Genomic DNA, 17,805 nt, shown 5'->3' on the forward strand with positions numbered 1-17,805 from the left:
ATGACCATAACAGTTGCCCGGCGGCGCAACACCGGTGTGCCCCAGGCCGCTATAATCCGCCTTCTCGAACTTTCTCCGGCGCCCTTGCGCCCTTCCAGGTAAGAAGACCCTTCGCCATGAACCAGGATCAGCTCAAGCAGGCTGTGGCCCAGGCCGCCGTCGATCACATCCTTCCGCACCTCGACAGCAAGAGCATTGTCGGCGTGGGTACCGGCTCCACCGCCAACTTCTTCATCGACCTGCTGGCCAAGCACAAGGCCGAGTTCGACGGCGCCGTAGCCAGCTCCGAAGCCACCGCCCAGCGCCTGAAGGGCCACGGCATTCCGGTCTACGACCTGAACACCGTCAGCGAGCTGGAGTTCTACGTGGATGGCGCCGACGAGACCAACGAGCGCCTGGAGCTGATCAAGGGCGGCGGTGCCGCCCTGACCCGCGAGAAGATCGTCGCCGCAGTCGCCAAGCAGTTCATCTGCATCGCCGACGCCAGCAAGCGGGTGCCGATTCTCGGCGGCTTCCCGCTGCCGGTGGAAGTCATTCCCATGGCCCGCAGCCACGTGGCGCGCCAACTGGTGAAACTGGGCGGCGACCCGGTGTACCGCGAGGGCGTGCTGACCGACAACGGCAACATCATCCTCGACGTGCACAACCTGCGCATCGACAGCCCGGTGCAGCTGGAAGAAGCGATCAACAACATTGTCGGCGTGGTCACCAACGGCCTGTTCGCCGCGCGCCCGGCCGACCTGTTGCTGCTGGGTACCGCTGATGGCGTGAAGACCCTCAAGCTCTGATCCCGCCAGGCGCCATCCGCCGGATGGCGCCTTCCAGAGCGCCTGCTGCCGTCTACGCTGGGATGACCCACCCGCCCTGACGGAGACGCAGCATGGCCGCCAAGTACCATCTGAAGAAGGCCAGTGATGGCCAGTTCCTCTTCAACCTGCACGCCAGCAATGGCGAGATCGTCCTGACCAGCGAGCGCTACAAGGCCAAGACCTCGGCCGTGGACGGCATCGAGTCGGTGCGCAGGAACGCCCAGCGCGAAGGCGCCTTCGAGATCAAGGTCGCCAGCAACGGCAAGCACTACTTCGTGCTCAACGCCACCAACGGCCAGGTCGTCGGACAGAGCCAGATGTACGCCAGCAAGGCCACCGCCGATGCCGGCGTGGCGGCAGTGAAGCGCTATGCGGCGGACGCTCCGATCAGCGACGACACCTGATCGCGCACCGTTTCGGTGAGCACAACCGCGAACCCGAACCCAGGGACGGTCGCGCGGCCGGCCGTGTATCAGTATTGTTACAGAGGCGCGACACCCTCGGTCACTGAGGCGTCAAATTGCGCCCGTCTCCGGCGAATCGGTCCACATCCTGCTTTCCTCCGGCGCACGCATCGAAGACCGATGCGAGTCCAATCGACACAGAGGAAAGTGCCGTGTTCAAACCCTTAGCCGTTGCGGCCAGCCTGAGCTGCGCTGCGCTGGCAACCGACACCAGCGCCTACGAATACGGGGAGTATGCCGGGGACACCCTCGACACCCTGATCAACGACTACCCCGGCCGGTATCGCGGCACCGCCAGCTTCGCCGGCGCCACCGCGCTGATGCAGTCGCGCCTGGGCTTCGGCTATCAGACGCAGATCCAGGACTTCACCTGGGCCGGCAATCGCAACTCGCAGAACGTCATTGCCAGCGCGCCGGGCAGCAGCGGCCAGTACGTGGTGCTCGGCGCCCACTACGACACCTACTACGGCCGCCCGACCCTGCAGGGCCTGGACGACAACGGCTCGGGTGCCGCCGTGCTGACCGAGATCGCGCGCAACCTGGGCGGCATCGCCCTGGAGAACGGCCTGGAAGTGGTCGGCTTCGGCGCCGAGGAGGAAGGCCTGCGTGGCTCGCGGGCCTATGTCGCCTCGCTCAGCGACGAGCAGCGCAGCAACCTGCTGGGGATGATCAACCTCGACAGCCTGATCACCGGCGACAGGATGTACGCCCACGCCGGCTTCAACAGCGTCGACAATCCCGCGCTGGGCGCCTACCGCGACCAGCTCCTGCGCATTGCCCGGGAGCTGAAGGTCCCGTTGTTCACCAACCCCGGCCTGAACGAGGAATATCCCGCCGGCACCGGCTGCTGCAGCGACGGCGAAAGCTTCGAGGGACTGAACGTCCCGGTACTGTTCATCGAGGCCACCAACTGGGAACTCGGTGACCTGGACGGCTACGAGCAGACCGACAATCCCGCCATCCCCGGCGGCGCGACCTGGCACAACCCCGCGCTGGACAATGAACAGGTGCTCACCGACGCCTTCGGCCAGGCGCGTATCGACCAGCGCCTGCGCGACTTCTCGCGCCTGCTGACCCGCCTGGTGCTGGAACTGACCAACGCCGATCTGCTCGCTTCCACCGCCTCCGGCGGCGCGATGGCACGGCAGATGGAAGACCAGCTGCAGCGCCAGCACCTGGCCCTGACTCGTCTGCATGAGCGCCGCTGGCTGACGCTGCTGGGCAGCTCGCGCCCGGTCGGCAGTTTCGACGGCGCGGTCGGCGTGGAAGGTGAAACCACGCCCGAGAGCGGCTTCGACATGCCCGGCGACCCGCGCTCGCACCGTGCCGGGGTGAACCTGCTGGGCGACTACCGCGCCAGCGAAGCAGTGACCGTCGGCGGCAGCCTGAGCTTCCAGCGAAGCCGTGACAACCTGGACCACAGCGCCCGCCTGGAAGCGGAAACCTGGCAATTGGGCCTCTACGGCCTGTTCAACGATGGCGGACCGGCCTGGCTGGGCGGCGAACTGAGCGCCGGCTATGCCGACTTCGACAGCAAGCGCTCGGTGTACCTGAAAGCGAAGAACGGCCCGGTGCTGCTCGACCAGCGCATCGACGGCGACACCAACGCCTGGTTCTGGGGCGCGCGGGTCGAGGGCGGCTACGACCTCGACATCGCCGGCATAAAGACCGGGCCGCAGGGCGGGCTGGACTTCGTGCACTATCGCATCGATGACTTCAACGAAGACGACAACCTGCGTACCGCGCTGGGTTATGAGAAGCAGGACTACGACTCGGTCGAGGCCAGCCTGGGCTGGGGCCTTCGCGGGGAACTGCCGCTGGGCAACCACATGGCCGTGCAGCCCTACGCCAGCGTGCGCTGGGTGAAGGAACTGGCCGACGGCCGTCTGGACGATATCGCCCTGACCGCCCTGGGCGACGGCCGTACCCGCGTTGCCGACCTGGGCAACGTGGACAAGGACTTCGGCCGTGCCCAGGCCGGGGCTTTACTGGCGGTCACCGAGCAGTTGGGCGTCTTCGCCGAAGCCAACACGCGCTTCGCCCACAGCGAAGGCAGCCAGGCCTCCTACTCCCTCGGCGTGCAGTGGCAGTTCTGATCGCAGGCAAGCGAGGTGCCCTCAGGGCGCCTCGCGCTTCTTGAACACGTAGAAGAGATTGGGTTCGCTGACCAGGTACAACGCGCCCTGGTCGTCCATGGCGATGCCTTCGGCCTGCGGCACGCTGCGCCGCAGCCCCTGCATACCCCGCAGCAGCGACAGCGAGCTGACCGGTTCGCCATCGGCGCTCAGCTCCAGCACCAGCCGCGATTCGTCGGAGAGGGCCAGCAGGTGCCCGCTGCGCTCGTCGTACTGCAGGCTGGAAAGATCGCGGACGAAGAGGTTGCGGTTGTGCTTGAGGTCTTCCACCACGTGCACCGCGAAGGGCTGCTGCGACTGCTCGTAGGGGAACCCCCGCACCTCGTAGATGTGCACGGGATTACGCTCCTTGGCGACGAACAGGCGCTTGCCCACCGAGTCATAGGCCAGCCCCTCGAACCCGCTGTTGCCGCCGCGCCCCAGGGCCAGGGAGAGTTGCTGGGCGTCGTCGGCGTGCAGCTCCTTCGTGTCGTCACGCAGTTCCACCCGCAGCAAGCGCTGGTGGGTTTCGTCACTGATCACGTAGACATTGCGGCTGATGTACTCGATGGCCTCCGTGTCGCCGAAGCCGTGCAGCGCGACCCTGCGCAGCACCGTGCCTTCCAGCGACAACTCGACCAGCTCGTTGCGCTTGTTGGTCACGGTGAAGAGGGTCTGCCGGTCCGGGTCGTAGGTCAGCGCCGAGACATTCTCGTCCAGCCCCTCGATTGGCTGCGCCTCCAGTACCACGCGATAGTCGGGCAACCAGATGGACTTCTCCTGCCACTCGGCAGCGTGGCGCCATTCGTTGAGCTTGAACCAGGCACGTTCGTAGACCCGGAAGCTCTGGCCCAGCGCCAGCAGCGACGCCAGGGCGAGCAACGCCAGCAGCAGGATCAGACGGCGGGGCTTGAGCAGACGGCGCATGGAGGTCTCAGGGGAGTTGGCGTGGCAGATTGGCAGCAGCGGCTGAAGCCTACCTTAATGGCGGCGTAGGAGTTTTCCGCAAGCTAGAGTCAGTTAAGCGCAAGACTCATCGACCGTTGCGAAAGGTAATCCGATGGCCGTGTCCCTGCTTCCCGAACAACGCCAGCAAGCCACACTGCACACCGTGGTCCTGGCGACCGAGGTGCTCCATCACGCCGGCGTACCACGACCGAAGCTGCTGGAAGGCAGCGGCATCGGCGAGGCGGACCTGCTGACGCCGGAGAAGCTGATCACCCACGCACAGGAGCTGCGGGTGTTCGCCAACGCCCTGAACTGCCACCACGACCCGGCGCTGGGCCTCTACCTTGGCCTGCGCATGCACGTCTCGGCCTACGGGATTCTGGGTTACAGCATGCTCGCCAGCCGCACCCTGCGCGATGCGCTGCACCTGGCGCTGTCCTTTCCCGAACTGCTTGGCACTTACTTCCGCCTGGCGCTGACAGCACAGGGCGACGAGGTTCATCTGACCGCCGACGGCTACCGCTACGCACCCGAGCTCACGGTGTTCAACACCGAGCTGTGCCTGACATCGCTGCTGACGGTGATCCGCGACCTGCTCGGCGAATCGGTGCGACCGCGTCGGTTGCTGCTGGCCTATCGGCCGCCCTTGCATGCCGAGACCTACACCGAGCGCCTGGGCTGCCCGGTGGACTTCGGCGCCCCCACCAGCGCGCTGTGCTTCAGCCCGGCACTGCTGGACCGCCCGCTGCCACTGGCCGACCCGGTCAGCTGCCACAATGGCGTGCAGCAGTGCCTGCGCATGAGCGCCATGCTCACCGCTCGCGGCGATGTGATCGACCAGTTGCGCCAGCACCTGGCAAGCCACCTGCCGGACACCGCCAATCTGGACACCGTGGCGCGCCACCTGCACCGCTCCACCCGCACCCTGCGGCGCCACCTGCAGCAGCAGAACACCAGTTATCAACAGGTGCTCGACGAGGTGCGCTTCGACCGTGCGCGGCAACTGCTCAAGGACACCGACTTGCCGATCTACCTGATCGCCGAGCAGTTGGGCTACAGCGAGACCGCCAGCTTCCGCCACGCCTTCCAGCGCTGGAGCGGAGCGAGCCCGAGCCTGTATCGCGGTTGATCTCTCCCTGCTGGAACTGGCCATGCGCGTGATCGCGCGCATGCCGCGCTCCTACACGGAGTTCCGTCGCCTGACCGATTCGCGATCAGGCTCGCTCCTATAAAAAGCCTGAGAAACGACACCCCGCTGGCGCCCGAAATCCAGCAGGGCAGAGCGGATTTTCAACTTGGCCTGATTTATCCCTTATTGGCCTGATCTATCGTTCTGCGTATCCCGGCGCTTGGTCATTATCAATCCGCAGCTAGGTGAAACGGTCCTAGAAACCGTAAAACCTCAACAATAACAACTGCTTAACTGCATGGTACCAGCATGACCAGCGCGATCACCATCGAGCGGATATGCATGGAGTTCGGTACACCCGGACAAGGCCTCAAGGCCCTGGACGACGTGTCACTGGAAATCCGCGCCAACGAGTTCTTCACCCTCCTCGGCCCTTCGGGCTGCGGCAAGACCACCTTGCTGCGACTGATCGCCGGGTTCGAACAACCCTCCTCCGGCAGCATTCGCCTCTACGGCGACGCGATGGAAGGCCTTCCGCCCTTCCGCCGCCCGGTCAATACCGTCTTCCAGAGCTACGCCCTGTTTCCCCACATGACCGTGGCGGAGAACATCGCCTTCGGCCTGGAAATGCAGGGCAAGCAGCGCAGCGACATCGATGCCACCGTGCAGAAGATGCTCGAACTGGTGCGCCTGCCTGACGTCGGCAAGCGTCGCGCCGACCAGCTTTCCGGCGGCCAGCAACAGCGCATCGCCCTGGCCCGCGCCCTGGCCAGCCGGCCCAAGGTACTGCTGCTCGACGAATCGCTGTCCGCGCTGGACCTGAAGCTGCGCAAGGAAATGCAGATCGAACTCAAGCGCCTGCAGCACGAGACCGGCATCACCTTCATCTTCGTCACCCACGACCAGGAAGAAGCCCTGACCATGTCCGACCGCATCGCAGTGATGAGTCGCGGCAAGGTCATGCAGATCGGTACGCCCACCGAAATCTACGAGGCGCCGGTCAACCGCCTGGTGGCCGACTTCATCGGCGAGACCAACTTCCTCGAGGGTGAATCCAGCGGTGACAGCGTGCGCCTGGCCGACGGCCAGACGTTACCGGCCGCCACGACCCTGCCCGGCAAGGTGACCCTGGCGATTCGCCCGGAGCGCACCGAACTCGCGCAGGACGGCCAGCTCGAAGGCGTGGTCGAGAACATCGTCTACGTCGGCACCGATACCGTGTACCACCTCAACGTCGCCGGTCAGGGCGGCTTCCGGGTCCGTCAGCAGAACCGCGACGGCGCCCTTTCCACCCACGCGCCCGGCGCGCGGGTGCGGGTCCGCGTTCCCGCCACCGCCATCCGGGTGCTGGCCGAATGAGTACACTGCGCGCACAAGCGGAACGAAAGTCGCTGTTCAATCGCCTGGCCCTGACCAGCCCGGCGATGATCATGCTGGTGGTGTTCCTCGTCCTGCCGCTGGGCATCATGTTCGCCGTGTCGATCCAGGCACCGGGCGACTACGGCGGCGTGAAATGGGGCCAGCACACCGTCGAGGCCTACATCAACTTCCTCTGGGAACGCGACCTGGACGACAGCCTGGCGTTCAACGCCGACTACCTGGGCATCTTCCAGCGCTCGTTCTGGCTGTCGATCCTGACCACCCTGGGCTGCGTGCTGATCGGCTTCCCTACCGCGCTCTATCTGGCGCTACAGGACGAACGCCGACGCAACCTGCTGCTGTTCCTGGTCACGGTGCCGTTCTGGACCAACCTGCTGGTGCGGGTCTACGCCTGGATGCTGCTGCTGCGCAACGGCGGATTGATCGACGAGGGCCTGCACGGACTGGGCTTTTCCAATGCGTCGCTGGGCATCCTCTACACCGATAACGCGGTGATCATCGGCCTGCTCTACACCTACCTGCCGTTCATGGTCCTGCCCATCTACACCAGCCTGGAGAAGATGGACTGGCGACTGGTGGAAGCCGCCTTCGACCTGGGCGCCAACCGCTGGAAGGCCCTCAAGCGGATCATCATCCCGCTGGCCATGCCCGGCATCGTCGCCGGCTGCATCCTGGTGTTCATCCCGTCGCTGGGCAGCTACATCATTCCCGAGCTGCTCGGGGGCGGTAAGTCGCTGATGATCGGCAACCTGATCCAGCTGCAGTTCGGCACGGCGCACAACTGGCCGTTCGGCGCAGCGCTGTCCTTCGCCCTGCTGGCCTTCGTGCTGCTGGCGATGATGATCTACAGCATGCGGTTCAAACAGGGCGCGTCGGGAGGTCATCCATGAAGTCGGCCAACCCGCTCTGGCGGTTCACCGGGGTCCGGCCCGCCGCCTGGCTGTTCTTCGCCTTCCTCTACATCCCGATCTTCGTGCTGGTGGTGCTGAGCTTCAACAGCGGCCAGTCGGCGACGCTGTGGGAAAGCTTCAGCCTGAAATGGTATGCCGTGGTCGCGGACGACCCGGAAATCCTTCGCGCCGCGAAGAACTCGCTGATCGTTGCCACCCTGGCCACCGTCGTCGCCACCACCCTGGCCACGCTCGCCGCGCTGGGCATGCGCGGTCGCTCGTTCCGCGGGCAGACGCTGATGAGTGGCGTGCTGGGCCTGCCGCTGCTGGTGCCGGAGATCGTCACCGCAGTGGCGACCCTGATGTTCTTCGCCTTCATCGGTCTGAAGCTGTCGCTGTTCACCATCCTGCTGGCGCACATCGTGTTCTGTATTCCCTTCGCCTACCTGCCGATCCGCGCCCGCCTCGAAGGCATGGACCCCAGGCTGGCCGAAGCGGCGGCGGACCTCTACGCCTCGCCGTGGAAGACCTTCTGGAAAGTGACCTTCCCACTGCTGACACCGGGGATCGTGTCGGGGGCGATGCTGGCATTCATCATCTCCATGGACGACTTCGTCATCACCTACTTCGTCGCCGGCGCCGGGGCCACCACCCTGCCGGTGTACATCTTCAGCTCCATCCGAATGGGGATTTCCCCGAAGATCAACGCCATATCTTCAATAATACTGTTGATTTCCATCGCGTTCGTTGCGTTGTCGTACTACGTCGGCCAGCGTCGCCGCTGACCTCCTGCCGCCAATCAAAACAACATTGCAAGGAGCTTCACCGATGAAATTCCGCCGTACCCCCATCGCCCGCGCGCTTGTCGCCGCCAGCTTGCTGCTGGCCGGCAGCGCCCATGCCGACGGCACCCTGCACTTCGCCAACTGGTCCGACTATTTCCCGCCGGAACTGCTGAAGAAGTTCGAGAAGGACACCGGCATCCACGCCACCCTGGATTCCTACGACAGCAACGAGACCCTGCTGGCCAAGCTCAAGGCCGGCGGCGGCGCCTACGACGTGGTCGTACCGTCGGACAGCTTCATCGAAATCTTCGTCAAGGAAGGCCTGCTGCAGAAGCTCGACAAGTCGCAGCTGCCGAACCTGGCGAACCTCAAGGACAAGTTCAAGACCCTGACCTACGACCCGGGCCATGATTACTCCGTGCCCTACCTGTGGGGCACCACCGGCTACAGCTACGACAGCGCCAAGGTGCCGGGCGGCAAGCTGGATGAAAGCTGGAAGCCGTTCTTCGAGCCGCCGGCCGAGCTGAAAGGCAAGGTGGTGGCGCTCAACTCCATCGAAGAGCTGTATGCCCCGGCGTCCTACTACCTGGGCATCGACGAGTGCACCGAGGACCCGAAAGAGGCAGCGAAGATCCAGGACCTGCTGCTCAAGCAGAAACCGATGCTGGCCATGTACAACAGCGACGGCACCATCGAACGCATGGCCGCCGGCGAAGTCTCCATGCACCAGCAATGGAACGGCGCCTTCCACCGCGCCCACGCCCAGCGCGCCAGCCTGGTCTACGTCTATCCCAAGGAAGGCGTACGCCTGTTCATCGACAACCTGACCATTCCCAAGGATGCCACCAACATCAAGGAGGCCCATGCCTTCCTGAACTGGATGATGCAGCCGGAAAACATTGCCCTGGCCTCCAACTTCGCCAAGTACAACAACGCGATCGAAGGCTCGGACAAGTACATGGACAAGGAGCTGTTCGACGACCCGGCGATCAACACCCCGGCAGACAAGCTGGATCGCCTGAAGCCCTTCAAGCTCTGCTCGCCCAAAGCCCTGCAGCTGCGCTCCAAGGTCTGGACCAAGCTGAAGAAATGACCCACAGGTCACCCGGCGCGGCGGTGCGCGCCGGGTGATCCTGACAACCAATTTGGCCATTTCGATCCCTTTTTGACCCTTTGCAGGGTTCTGCCCGACACCCTCGGTTGCTAGAGTCGGGCGGCTCGCGCAGGGAGCGGCTGGAAAGGCGGCCAGCCCTTGCACCATCACAGGTGGCGCAAGGATTTCCCGAGGGAACGCGAGCGCGTTATCCACAAGAACAAATGCCCCGAGAACGCCCATGACCAGCTTTTGCGTCACCCTGCAGCACACACCCTCATTCCTCGCGCGTCGTCAGCGCTGCGGCTGAGCCGTAACCCGACGACATCAGGACGGCCACCGAACGCCGCCCGCAAGCCATCATAAAAATCGCGAGGATCTCCCAATGGCCAGCCAACACAGCGCCAGCACTGCGCACACTTCACAGAGCACCCAACAGGGCACCCCGGCCAGCGCCGACGCCCGCCTGAAACGCGTCCTGGGCCTGCCCGCCCTGGTCTTCTTCGGCCTCGTCTACATGGTCCCGCTGACCATGTTCACCACCTACGGCGTGGTCACCGAGATGACCGGCGGCCGCACCGCGACCGCTTACCTGATCACCCTGCTGGCGATGCTCTTCACCGCGGCGTCCTACAGCTTCATGGTGCGCAAGTACCCGATTTCCGGCTCCGCGTACTCCTATACCAGCCTGAGCTTCGGCCCGGTGGTCGGCTTCCTGTCCGGCTGGTCGCTGCTGCTCGATTACCTGTTCCTGCCGATGATCAACTACCTGCTCATCGGCCTGTTCATGAACATTGCCTTCCCGGAAATCCCGGCCTGGATCTTCGTGGTCGCCTCCATCGCTCTGGTCACCGTGCTCAACGTGGTCGGCATCAGCCAGGTCGCCGGCATGAGCAACGTCATCGTCGGCGCGCAACTGGTGTTCATCGCCGTCTTCGTGGTCATGTCGATCAAGACCCTGGCCGGTGGCGCTGCGATCGACTTCAGCCTGCCCTTCGTCGGCGACGGCACCCAGCCCGGCTTTGCCCCGCTGATGGCCGGAGCCGCAGTGCTGTGCCTGTCGTTCCTGGGCTTCGACGCGGTCTCGACCATGGCCGAGGAAACCCGCGACGCCCGCCGCGACATTCCCCGCGCGATCATCATCACCACCGTCATCGCCGGCCTGATGTTCACCCTGCTGGCGATCATCAGTCAGCTGGTATTCCCCGGCAGCGTGTTCCAGAACGCCGACTCGGCAGCCAACGAAGTGATGCTCAAGGCCGGCGGCCAGTTCCTCGGCAACTTCTTCACCTCCGCCTACATCGCCGGCTGCATCGGTTCGGCCCTGGCCTCCCAGGCCTCGGTGTCGCGCATCATCTTCACCATGGGCCGTGACGGCATCCTGCCGCGCAGCCTGTTCGGCGTCCTCCATGCACGCTTCCAGACCCCGGTCGTGGCGATCCTGGTGGTCTCCGCGATCTCGCTGCTGGCGGTGGTGCTGGACCTGACCACCCTCGCCTCGATGATCAGCTTCGGCGCGCTGGTGGCCTTCTCCGTGGTCAACCTGGCGGTGATCCGCACCTACCTCGGCGTCGAGCGCCGTCGCGGTGCGAAGGACATCCTGGTGTACGGGGCGATCCCCTTCATCGGCCTGTGCCTGACCCTGTGGCTGTGGACCAGCCTCTCGCAACTGACGCTGGTCGTCGGCCTGAGCTGGTTCGCGGTCGGCTTCGCTTACCTGGCGGTGCACACCGGCGGCTTCCGTCGCAAGGCACCGAGTGTCAATTTCGAGGAAAACGCCTGACGGCAGAGCTATCCAGAACCCAACGGGCGCCCGGAGGCGCCCTCAGGAGCGCGTGATGTTGACGATCTATACCGACGACCATCGCTTGCACCACGGTCAGCACGAGCTGATCGGCGGCCAGTTCACCCCCTGCTTTGAAAAGCCCAGCCGCGCCGACATGGTGCTGGACCGGGCCAAGGCGGTGAAACTGGGCGACATCCAGGCCCCGCGGGACTTCGGCCTGGACCCCATCCTGAGGGTGCACAGCGAGGGCTTCGTGCGGTTCCTGCAACATGCCTGGCGTGACTGGCTGGCCACCGGCCGGACCCACGACATGCTGCCGATCTGCTGGCCGACCCGCCGCCTGCGGCAGAAGGAGCCGGACAGCATCGACGGCCGCCTGGGCTACTACAGCCTGGATGCCGGCGCGCCGATCACCGCCGGCACCTGGCAGGCGGTGCTCAGCTCGGTGAACGTGGCGATGACCGGCCAGGCCGAGCTGGCCAAGGGCGCGCGCTCGGTATTCTCCCTGTGCCGCCCGCCGGGTCACCACGCCTCGGCGGACTTCATGGGTGGCTACTGCTTCTTCAACAACGCGGCCATCGCTGCCCAGTCGATCCTCGACCAGGGCGCCAACCGCGTGGCCATCCTCGACGTCGACTACCACCACGGCAACGGCACCCAGGACATCTTCTACGACCGCGCCGATGTGCTGTTCACCTCGATCCACGGTGATCCACGCTTCGAGTACCCCTACTTCCTCGGCTACGCCGACGAGAAGGGCCAGGGCGTGGGTGAAGGCTTCAACTTCAACTACCCGCTGGCTTCGGGCAGCGACTGGTCGGTTTGGAGCCTGGCGCTGCAGGCGGCGATCCGGCAGATCTCGGCGTACAAGCCGGACGTGCTGATCGTGTCGCTGGGCGTGGACACCTACAAGGAAGACCCGATCTCCCAGTTCAAGCTGGACAGCCCGGACTACCTGCGCATGGGCGAAGCCATCGGCAAGCTCGGCCTGCCGACCCTGTTCGTCATGGAAGGCGGCTACGCGGTGGAAGAAATCGGCATCAACGCGATCAACGTGCTGCAGGGCTTCGAAAGCATCGGGTGATACCGATACCGCTCCTGCGCAAAGCCGAAAACAAAAAAGCCGCACCGGAGTTTCCGGCGCGGCTTTTTCATTGAAGCGGGCTTACTGGATGATCTCGACGCGATCCACGTCGATATCGGTGGCCTTCTGCTTGTGGTGGTCGACCTCACCGGTCAGGCGCACCTTGGTGTTCTCGGAGACCGAGGCACCGGCCGGCCAGTCGTCATGATCGATCTCGACCTGGATGCTGCCGGTCGCATCCTTGAACTCGTAATGCTCACCACGAATGCGCTTGGTAATCACGCCTTCCAGCACCACCGGGGTGTCGTCGGCGGCAGACTGCGCCTGCTTGACCGTGGTGACCTGCGCGGCGGCAGCAACGGGCTTGGCATCGCTGCCCGGGCCGGTGTAACCGGCGGCCAAAGTGATGGTGGAGAACAGGCCAGCGGCAGCGATCAGGGGGAGATGACGAAGTTTCATGGAAGAGCCTCCTGCGGCGTTTTCGATGGGTTCAGCTTAGGGCCGGCGGCTGAAACCAGCCTGAATCCGGACTTAACCCAACCTTAAAGCCATCGAACGCCCACTCCCCCGACCCAGGTCAATCCGCCTTGGCCGGCTCGCGCTTGAACACATAGAACAGGTCAGGCTCGCTGACCATGTAGATAGTGCCCTGCTCGTCGATGGCCACGCCTTCCGCACGCGGAATCCTCTCGTGCAGGCCATTCAGGCCCCCCAGCAGGCTGATGAAGCTGATCGGCTCGCCCTTCTCGTCCAGCTCCAGCAGCAGGTGCGACTCCGCCGACAGCACCAGGGTGTGCCCGGTACGCGGATCGATGCTCAGCGCCGAGACGTTGGTCATCAACAAGTCACTGGGCAGCGGTTGCAGCGCACCGTTAAGGCTCGGGCCGCCATCGCTGGTGAGACTGAACAGCGCCAGCGGATCGCGCTCCTGCCCCAGCACCAGGCGATGCTGGCGCGGGTCCCAGGCAATGCCCTCGATGCCCTTGTTCTTCTTGCCCCGCGGCCCGAGATCGAAGCTGGAGAGCTTCTCGGTGCTCAACTCACGGGTCTGCGGGTCGACGTGGAAGATGGTCAGGGAATTCTTGCGCTCGTCGGTCACCGCCACGTTGCCGCCCTCGAGCACCGCCACGCCCTCGGGATTGGACATGCCCAGCAGCGGTATCACCCGCAGCACATCGCCGGTCAGCGACAGCTCGGCCAGCAGCGGCTTCTTGCCAGTCACGGTGAACAGGGTGCGGGTCACCGGGTTGTAGGCGAGGTCGGAGGTCTCCTGCCCCTCGATACCGCCCTTGAGCGGCTTGGCCTGGATCACCGCGGTATAGCCGGGCAACCAGATGCTCTCGGCGCGCGCCTGGGCGCTGGTGTCCTGCTCGCGCAACCAGAGACGGGCGCGATCATCCCAGTGGAAGCGGGAAACCAGATAGGCGAGTACCACCAGGGCGAACGCAATGGCCAGCAGCAGCCAGCGAGGACGAAGGACGGACATGGTCATGACGACTCTTGTTGATCAGCACGGGCAAGGCGCCCCGCCATAAGACGAAGGCCGCACAATCGGCGGCCTTCGGCGGGACAACGGTGTTAAAGCACGCGGCTTTCGAATCGGCTGGCGCCGGGAAGTTCCAGCACCACGTCACTGCCGCTCTTGAGCGGGCCGACACCGACCGGCGTTCCGGTGGACACCACATCGCCCGGCTGCAGCGAGAAGTGACCGCAGATGTGCTGGATCAGCGGCACGATGGGGTTGAGCATGTCGCGGCTGTTGCCGTCCTGGCGAACTTCACCGTCGATCACCAGGCGGATGCCGATATCGGTCGGGTCCGGGAAGTGGTCGGCGCTGACGAAGGGCGCCAGCACGAAGGCGCCATCGAAGGACTTGGCCAGCTCCCAGGGCAGGCCCTTTTCCTTCAGCTTGGCCTGCACGTCGCGCAGGGTCAGGTCCAATGCCGGGGCGTAGCCGGAAATGGCATCCAGCACTTCCTCGGCGCTCGGCTTGCGCGACAACGGCTTGCCGATCAGCACGGCGATTTCTGCCTCGTAGTGCACCGAGCCACGGTCTTCCGGGATGGCGAAGCCGCCGGCATGGGAAACGGTGCAGGAGCCCGGCTTGATGAACAGCAGCGGCTCGGTCGGTACCGGGTTGTTCAGCTCCTTGGCGTGCTCCGCGTAGTTGCGGCCGACACAGACCACCTTGCCCAGGGTGAAATGGATCGGGGTGCCATCGACGTACTGATGCTGGTAACTCATGACCGACTCCTGAACGCATGGAAGAGATGATCCGCGCGGGGCTCGTGGTCCCGCGCGGTTGCCCGCATCCTTGCCGGCGCACGCGCCACGTCCCGTGGCGCTGACGTGCGAAGGGCCGGCCCCTCTAGCCAAAGAGCCGGCCCTTCTGGATACACAGTCTGTTTACGCTCCCGCAGCTCTGCCGACGCGCGGCAGATCGCAAGCAGGCCCTGGCGGCTTATTCGGCGAAGATCTTGCCGGGGTTCATGATCCCGTTCGGGTCGAACACCGCCTTGACCGCCTTCATGTAGCCGATTTCAGCCTCGGAGCGAGAGTAACCCAGGTAATCACGCTTGGTCATGCCCACGCCGTGCTCGGCCGAGATGGAGCCGTTGTACTTCTGCACAGTCTCGAAGACCCACTTGTTGACGGTCGCGCACTTGGCGAAGAACTCGTCCTTGGTCAGGCTCTCGGGCTTGAGGATATTCAGGTGCAGGTTGCCGTCGCCGATGTGGCCGAACCAGACGACCTCGAAGTCGGGGTAGTTGGCCGCGACGATGTCATCGATGTCCTTGAGGAAGGCCGGAACCTTGCCGACGGTGACGGAGATATCGTTCTTGTAGGGCGTCCAGTGGGAGATGGTCTCGGAGATGTACTCGCGCAGCTTCCACAGGTTCTGCAGCTGCTGTTCGCTCTGGCTCATCACGCCATCGAGGACCCAGCCCTGCTCTACACAATGTTCGAAGGTGGCCAGCGCCTCGTTGGCCACTTCCTCGGTGCTCGCCTCGAATTCCAGCAGGGCATAGAACGGGCAGTCGGTCTCGAAGGCCGGCGGCACGTCGCCACGGGCCATGATCTTGGCCAGGGCCTTGTCGGAGAAGAACTCGAAGGCGGTCAGGTCCAGCTTGTTCTGGAAGGCGTGCAGCACCGGCATGATCGAGTCGAAGTCCGGGGTGCCGAGGACCATCGCGGTGAGGTTCTTCGGCTGGCGCTCCAGGCGCATGGTGGCCTCGACCACGAAGCCCAGGGTGCCTTCGGCGCCGATGAACAGCTGGCGCAGGTCGTAGCCGGTGGCGTTCTTGATCAGGTCCTTGTTCAGCTCCAGCAAGTCACCCTTGCCGGTGACGACCTTCATGCCGGCTACCCAGTTGCGGGTCATGCCGTAGCGAATGACCTTGATCCCGCCGGCATTGGTGCCGATATTGCCGCCAATCTGACTGGAGCCCGACGACGCGAAGTCCACCGGATAGTACAGGCCGTGCTCTTCGGCGAAGGTCTGCAGCTGCTTGGTGATCACGCCCGGCTGACAGACCACGGTGCGGTCGAATTCGTTGAACGCCAGCACCTTGTTCATGTAGTCGAAGGCCACGACCACTTCGCCGTTGGCGGCGACGGCGGCGGCGGAGAGACCGGTACGGCCGCCCGAGGGCACCAGCGCGACCTTGTGCTCATTGGCCCAGCGGACAATGGCCTGAACCTGCTCGGTGCTCTTGGGGAAGGCGATCGCCAGGGGCGCCGGGGCGAAATGCTTGGTCCAATCCTTGCCGTAGGTGTCGAGGGAATCGGCGTCTGTCAGCAGCTTCCCGGCATCCAGCAGGGGCTTGAGCGATTCGATCAGGGCGTCGCGGGTCATTGGAGGAACTCTCAAATGGTTCATGGTCGTCCTGAGAACAGCTCAGGTCGCAACCGGGCAAGGAAAAGGGAGAACATGCTAGCATACGCACCCCACGCAGATCGCCACCTGGCGCCAAGCTTGGCACCGGCCGGTCAGGCCTGAGCTGTTCAATTTCTCGCCACATCCCGGGACTACAGGTTCAAAGCAGATGAGCAAGACTTCTCTCGACAAGAGCAAGATCAAATTCCTTCTCCTTGAAGGCGTACACCAGAACGCCGTCGACACCCTCAAGGCGGCCGGCTACTCCAACATCGAGTACCTCAAGACCGCCCTGTCCGGTGACGAGCTGAAGGAAAAGATTGCCGATGCACACTTCATCGGTATCCGCTCCCGCACCCAGCTGACCGAAGAAGTCTTCGACGCTGCCAAGAAGCTGATCGCCGTCGGCTGCTTCTGCATCGGTACCAACCAGGTCGACCTGAACGCAGCCCGCGAACGCGGCATCGCCGTGTTCAACGCGCCCTACTCCAATACCCGTTCGGTTGCCGAACTGGTGCTGGCCGAGGCCATCCTGCTGCTGCGCGGCATCCCGGAGAAGAACGCCTCCTGCCACCGCGGCGGCTGGATCAAGTCCGCGGCCAACTCGTTCGAGATCCGCGGCAAGAAGCTGGGCATCGTCGGCTACGGCTCGATCGGCACCCAGCTCTCGGTCCTGGCCGAAGCCCTGGGCATGCAGGTGTTCTTCTACGACGTCGTGACCAAGCTGCCGCTGGGTAACGCCCAGCAGGTCGGCAACCTGCACGAGCTGCTCGGCATGTCCGACATCGTCTCGCTGCACGTGCCGGAACTGCCGTCCACCCAGTGGATGATCGGCGAGAAGGAAATCCGCGCCATCAAGAAAGGCGGCATCCTGATCAACGCCGCCCGTGGCACCGTGGTCGAGCTGGACCACTTGGCCGCAGCGATCAAGGACGAGCACCTGATCGGCGCCGCCATCGACGTGTTCCCGGTCGAGCCCAAGTCCAACGACGACGAGTTCGAAAGCCCGCTGCGTGGCCTGGATCGCGTGATCCTGACCCCGCACATCGGCGGCTCCACCGCCGAAGCCCAGGCCAACATCGGCCTGGAAGTGGCCGAAAAGCTGGTCAAGTACAGCGACAACGGCACCTCGGTGTCCTCGGTCAACTTCCCGGAAGTTGCCCTGCCGTCGCACCCGGGCAAGCACCGCCTGCTGCACATCCACGCCAACATTCCGGGTGTGATGAGCGAGATCAACAAGGTGTTCGCCGACAACGGCATCAACATCTCCGGCCAGTACCTGCAGACCAACGACAAGGTCGGCTACGTGGTGATCGACGTCGACGCCGAGTACTCGGACCTGGCGCTGGAGAAGCTGCAGCACGTGAACGGCACCATCCGCAGCCGCGTTCTCTTCTAAGCGCAGCCCGGTGGCATGAAAAAAGGAGGCCTAGGCCTCCTTTTTTC

The 17,805-nt window shown here is 64.4% G+C and carries 16 protein-coding genes; 11 read left to right on the forward strand and 5 right to left on the reverse strand.

The window, feature by feature from the left end; translation table 11 throughout:
* Nucleotides 1-116: 116 nt before the first annotated feature.
* The 3 genes from rpiA to AC1ZV1_RS28430 all read left to right on the forward strand — a co-directional run bounded on the left by rpiA (nucleotide 117) and on the right by AC1ZV1_RS28430 (nucleotide 3,369).
* Nucleotides 117-788, forward strand: coding sequence for a ribose-5-phosphate isomerase RpiA (gene rpiA / locus AC1ZV1_RS28420; protein WP_484294679.1), 672 nt, complete (start codon nucleotides 117-119; stop codon nucleotides 786-788).
* Between the two features lie 92 nt (nucleotides 789-880).
* Nucleotides 881-1,213: a YegP family protein gene (locus AC1ZV1_RS28425; protein WP_484294680.1), complete on the forward strand. Its 333-nt coding sequence runs from the start codon at nucleotides 881-883 to the stop codon at nucleotides 1,211-1,213.
* Nucleotides 1,214-1,425: 212 nt separating this feature from the next.
* Nucleotides 1,426-3,369 carry an autotransporter outer membrane beta-barrel domain-containing protein gene (locus AC1ZV1_RS28430; protein ID WP_484294681.1) on the forward strand — a complete coding sequence of 648 codons (1,944 nt, stop codon included), beginning with the start codon at nucleotides 1,426-1,428 and terminating at the stop codon, nucleotides 3,367-3,369.
* Nucleotides 3,370-3,390: 21 nt separating this feature from the next.
* On the opposite strand, the gene AC1ZV1_RS28435 is transcribed toward AC1ZV1_RS28430, so the two are convergent.
* Entirely contained in the window at nucleotides 3,391-4,314 is a 924-nt protein-coding gene (locus tag AC1ZV1_RS28435; protein WP_484294682.1) for an SdiA-regulated domain-containing protein, read from the reverse strand.
* A 133-nt stretch (nucleotides 4,315-4,447) separates the two neighbouring features.
* Here AC1ZV1_RS28435 and AC1ZV1_RS28440 point away from each other — a divergent pair, with 133 nt between their 5' ends.
* The 7 genes from AC1ZV1_RS28440 to AC1ZV1_RS28470 all read left to right on the forward strand — a co-directional run bounded on the left by AC1ZV1_RS28440 (nucleotide 4,448) and on the right by AC1ZV1_RS28470 (nucleotide 12,482).
* Nucleotides 4,448-5,464 (forward strand): AraC family transcriptional regulator, encoded by a 1,017-nt coding sequence (locus AC1ZV1_RS28440; protein WP_484294683.1) that lies wholly within the window; start codon nucleotides 4,448-4,450, stop codon nucleotides 5,462-5,464.
* Between the two features lie 309 nt (nucleotides 5,465-5,773).
* The gene (locus AC1ZV1_RS28445) at nucleotides 5,774-6,823 is read left to right on the forward strand and encodes an ABC transporter ATP-binding protein (protein WP_484294684.1); all 1,050 of its coding nucleotides are present in this window, start codon (nucleotides 5,774-5,776) and stop codon (nucleotides 6,821-6,823) included.
* Nucleotides 6,820-7,734: an ABC transporter permease gene (locus AC1ZV1_RS28450; RefSeq protein WP_484294685.1), complete on the forward strand. Its 915-nt coding sequence runs from the start codon at nucleotides 6,820-6,822 to the stop codon at nucleotides 7,732-7,734. The genes AC1ZV1_RS28445 and AC1ZV1_RS28450 overlap by 4 nt, the downstream gene beginning before the upstream one ends.
* Complete coding sequence (locus tag AC1ZV1_RS28455; protein ID WP_236174356.1) at nucleotides 7,731-8,519, forward strand: ABC transporter permease; 789 nt, start codon at nucleotides 7,731-7,733, stop codon at nucleotides 8,517-8,519. The genes AC1ZV1_RS28450 and AC1ZV1_RS28455 overlap by 4 nt, the downstream gene beginning before the upstream one ends.
* A 43-nt stretch (nucleotides 8,520-8,562) precedes the next feature.
* Nucleotides 8,563-9,612: an ABC transporter substrate-binding protein gene (locus tag AC1ZV1_RS28460; RefSeq protein WP_081515260.1), complete on the forward strand. Its 1,050-nt coding sequence runs from the start codon at nucleotides 8,563-8,565 to the stop codon at nucleotides 9,610-9,612.
* A gap of 385 nt (nucleotides 9,613-9,997) precedes the next feature.
* The gene (locus tag AC1ZV1_RS28465) at nucleotides 9,998-11,395 is read left to right on the forward strand and encodes an APC family permease (RefSeq protein WP_484294686.1); all 1,398 of its coding nucleotides are present in this window, start codon (nucleotides 9,998-10,000) and stop codon (nucleotides 11,393-11,395) included.
* A gap of 55 nt (nucleotides 11,396-11,450) precedes the next feature.
* Nucleotides 11,451-12,482, forward strand: coding sequence for a histone deacetylase family protein (locus AC1ZV1_RS28470; protein WP_045215578.1), 1,032 nt, complete (start codon nucleotides 11,451-11,453; stop codon nucleotides 12,480-12,482).
* Nucleotides 12,483-12,563: 81 nt separating this feature from the next.
* On the opposite strand, the gene AC1ZV1_RS28475 is transcribed toward AC1ZV1_RS28470, so the two are convergent.
* The 4 genes from AC1ZV1_RS28475 to AC1ZV1_RS28490 form a co-directional block, all read right to left on the reverse strand.
* Entirely contained in the window at nucleotides 12,564-12,941 is a 378-nt protein-coding gene (locus tag AC1ZV1_RS28475; RefSeq protein WP_484294687.1) for a NirD/YgiW/YdeI family stress tolerance protein, read from the reverse strand.
* A gap of 118 nt (nucleotides 12,942-13,059) precedes the next feature.
* Nucleotides 13,060-13,974 carry an SdiA-regulated domain-containing protein gene (locus AC1ZV1_RS28480; RefSeq protein ID WP_484294688.1) on the reverse strand — a complete coding sequence of 305 codons (915 nt, stop codon included), beginning with the start codon at nucleotides 13,972-13,974 and terminating at the stop codon, nucleotides 13,060-13,062.
* Between the two features lie 86 nt (nucleotides 13,975-14,060).
* Nucleotides 14,061-14,726: a fumarylacetoacetate hydrolase family protein gene (locus AC1ZV1_RS28485; RefSeq protein ID WP_484294689.1), complete on the reverse strand. Its 666-nt coding sequence runs from the start codon at nucleotides 14,724-14,726 to the stop codon at nucleotides 14,061-14,063.
* A gap of 217 nt (nucleotides 14,727-14,943) precedes the next feature.
* On the reverse strand, nucleotides 14,944-16,338 hold the full coding sequence (locus AC1ZV1_RS28490; RefSeq protein WP_484294690.1) for an FAD-binding oxidoreductase: 1,395 nt from the start codon (nucleotides 16,336-16,338) through the stop codon (nucleotides 14,944-14,946).
* A gap of 190 nt (nucleotides 16,339-16,528) precedes the next feature.
* On the opposite strand from AC1ZV1_RS28490, the gene serA reads away from it, so the two are divergent.
* Complete coding sequence (serA, locus tag AC1ZV1_RS28495) at nucleotides 16,529-17,758, forward strand: phosphoglycerate dehydrogenase (protein WP_259757977.1); 1,230 nt, start codon at nucleotides 16,529-16,531, stop codon at nucleotides 17,756-17,758.
* Nucleotides 17,759-17,805 lie beyond the last annotated feature (47 nt).

The sequence above is a fragment of the Pseudomonas sp. BB438 genome, from assembly GCF_057180225.1.

Coding starts and splice junctions, on each gene's coding strand:
- rpiA (WP_484294679.1), top strand. CDS start 117: ATGAACCAGGATCAGCTCAAGCAGGCTGTGGCCCAGGCCGCCGTCGAT.
- AC1ZV1_RS28425 (WP_484294680.1), top strand. CDS start 881: ATGGCCGCCAAGTACCATCTGAAGAAGGCCAGTGATGGCCAGTTCCTC.
- AC1ZV1_RS28435 (WP_484294682.1), bottom strand. CDS start 4,314: ATGCGCCGTCTGCTCAAGCCCCGCCGTCTGATCCTGCTGCTGGCGTTG.
- AC1ZV1_RS28440 (WP_484294683.1), top strand. CDS start 4,448: ATGGCCGTGTCCCTGCTTCCCGAACAACGCCAGCAAGCCACACTGCAC.
- AC1ZV1_RS28445 (WP_484294684.1), top strand. CDS start 5,774: ATGACCAGCGCGATCACCATCGAGCGGATATGCATGGAGTTCGGTACA.
- AC1ZV1_RS28450 (WP_484294685.1), top strand. CDS start 6,820: ATGAGTACACTGCGCGCACAAGCGGAACGAAAGTCGCTGTTCAATCGC.
- AC1ZV1_RS28455 (WP_236174356.1), top strand. CDS start 7,731: ATGAAGTCGGCCAACCCGCTCTGGCGGTTCACCGGGGTCCGGCCCGCC.
- AC1ZV1_RS28460 (WP_081515260.1), top strand. CDS start 8,563: ATGAAATTCCGCCGTACCCCCATCGCCCGCGCGCTTGTCGCCGCCAGC.
- AC1ZV1_RS28465 (WP_484294686.1), top strand. CDS start 9,998: ATGGCCAGCCAACACAGCGCCAGCACTGCGCACACTTCACAGAGCACC.
- AC1ZV1_RS28470 (WP_045215578.1), top strand. CDS start 11,451: ATGTTGACGATCTATACCGACGACCATCGCTTGCACCACGGTCAGCAC.
- AC1ZV1_RS28475 (WP_484294687.1), bottom strand. CDS start 12,941: ATGAAACTTCGTCATCTCCCCCTGATCGCTGCCGCTGGCCTGTTCTCC.
- AC1ZV1_RS28480 (WP_484294688.1), bottom strand. CDS start 13,974: ATGACCATGTCCGTCCTTCGTCCTCGCTGGCTGCTGCTGGCCATTGCG.
- AC1ZV1_RS28485 (WP_484294689.1), bottom strand. CDS start 14,726: ATGAGTTACCAGCATCAGTACGTCGATGGCACCCCGATCCATTTCACC.
- AC1ZV1_RS28490 (WP_484294690.1), bottom strand. CDS start 16,338: ATGACCCGCGACGCCCTGATCGAATCGCTCAAGCCCCTGCTGGATGCC.
- serA (WP_259757977.1), top strand. CDS start 16,529: ATGAGCAAGACTTCTCTCGACAAGAGCAAGATCAAATTCCTTCTCCTT.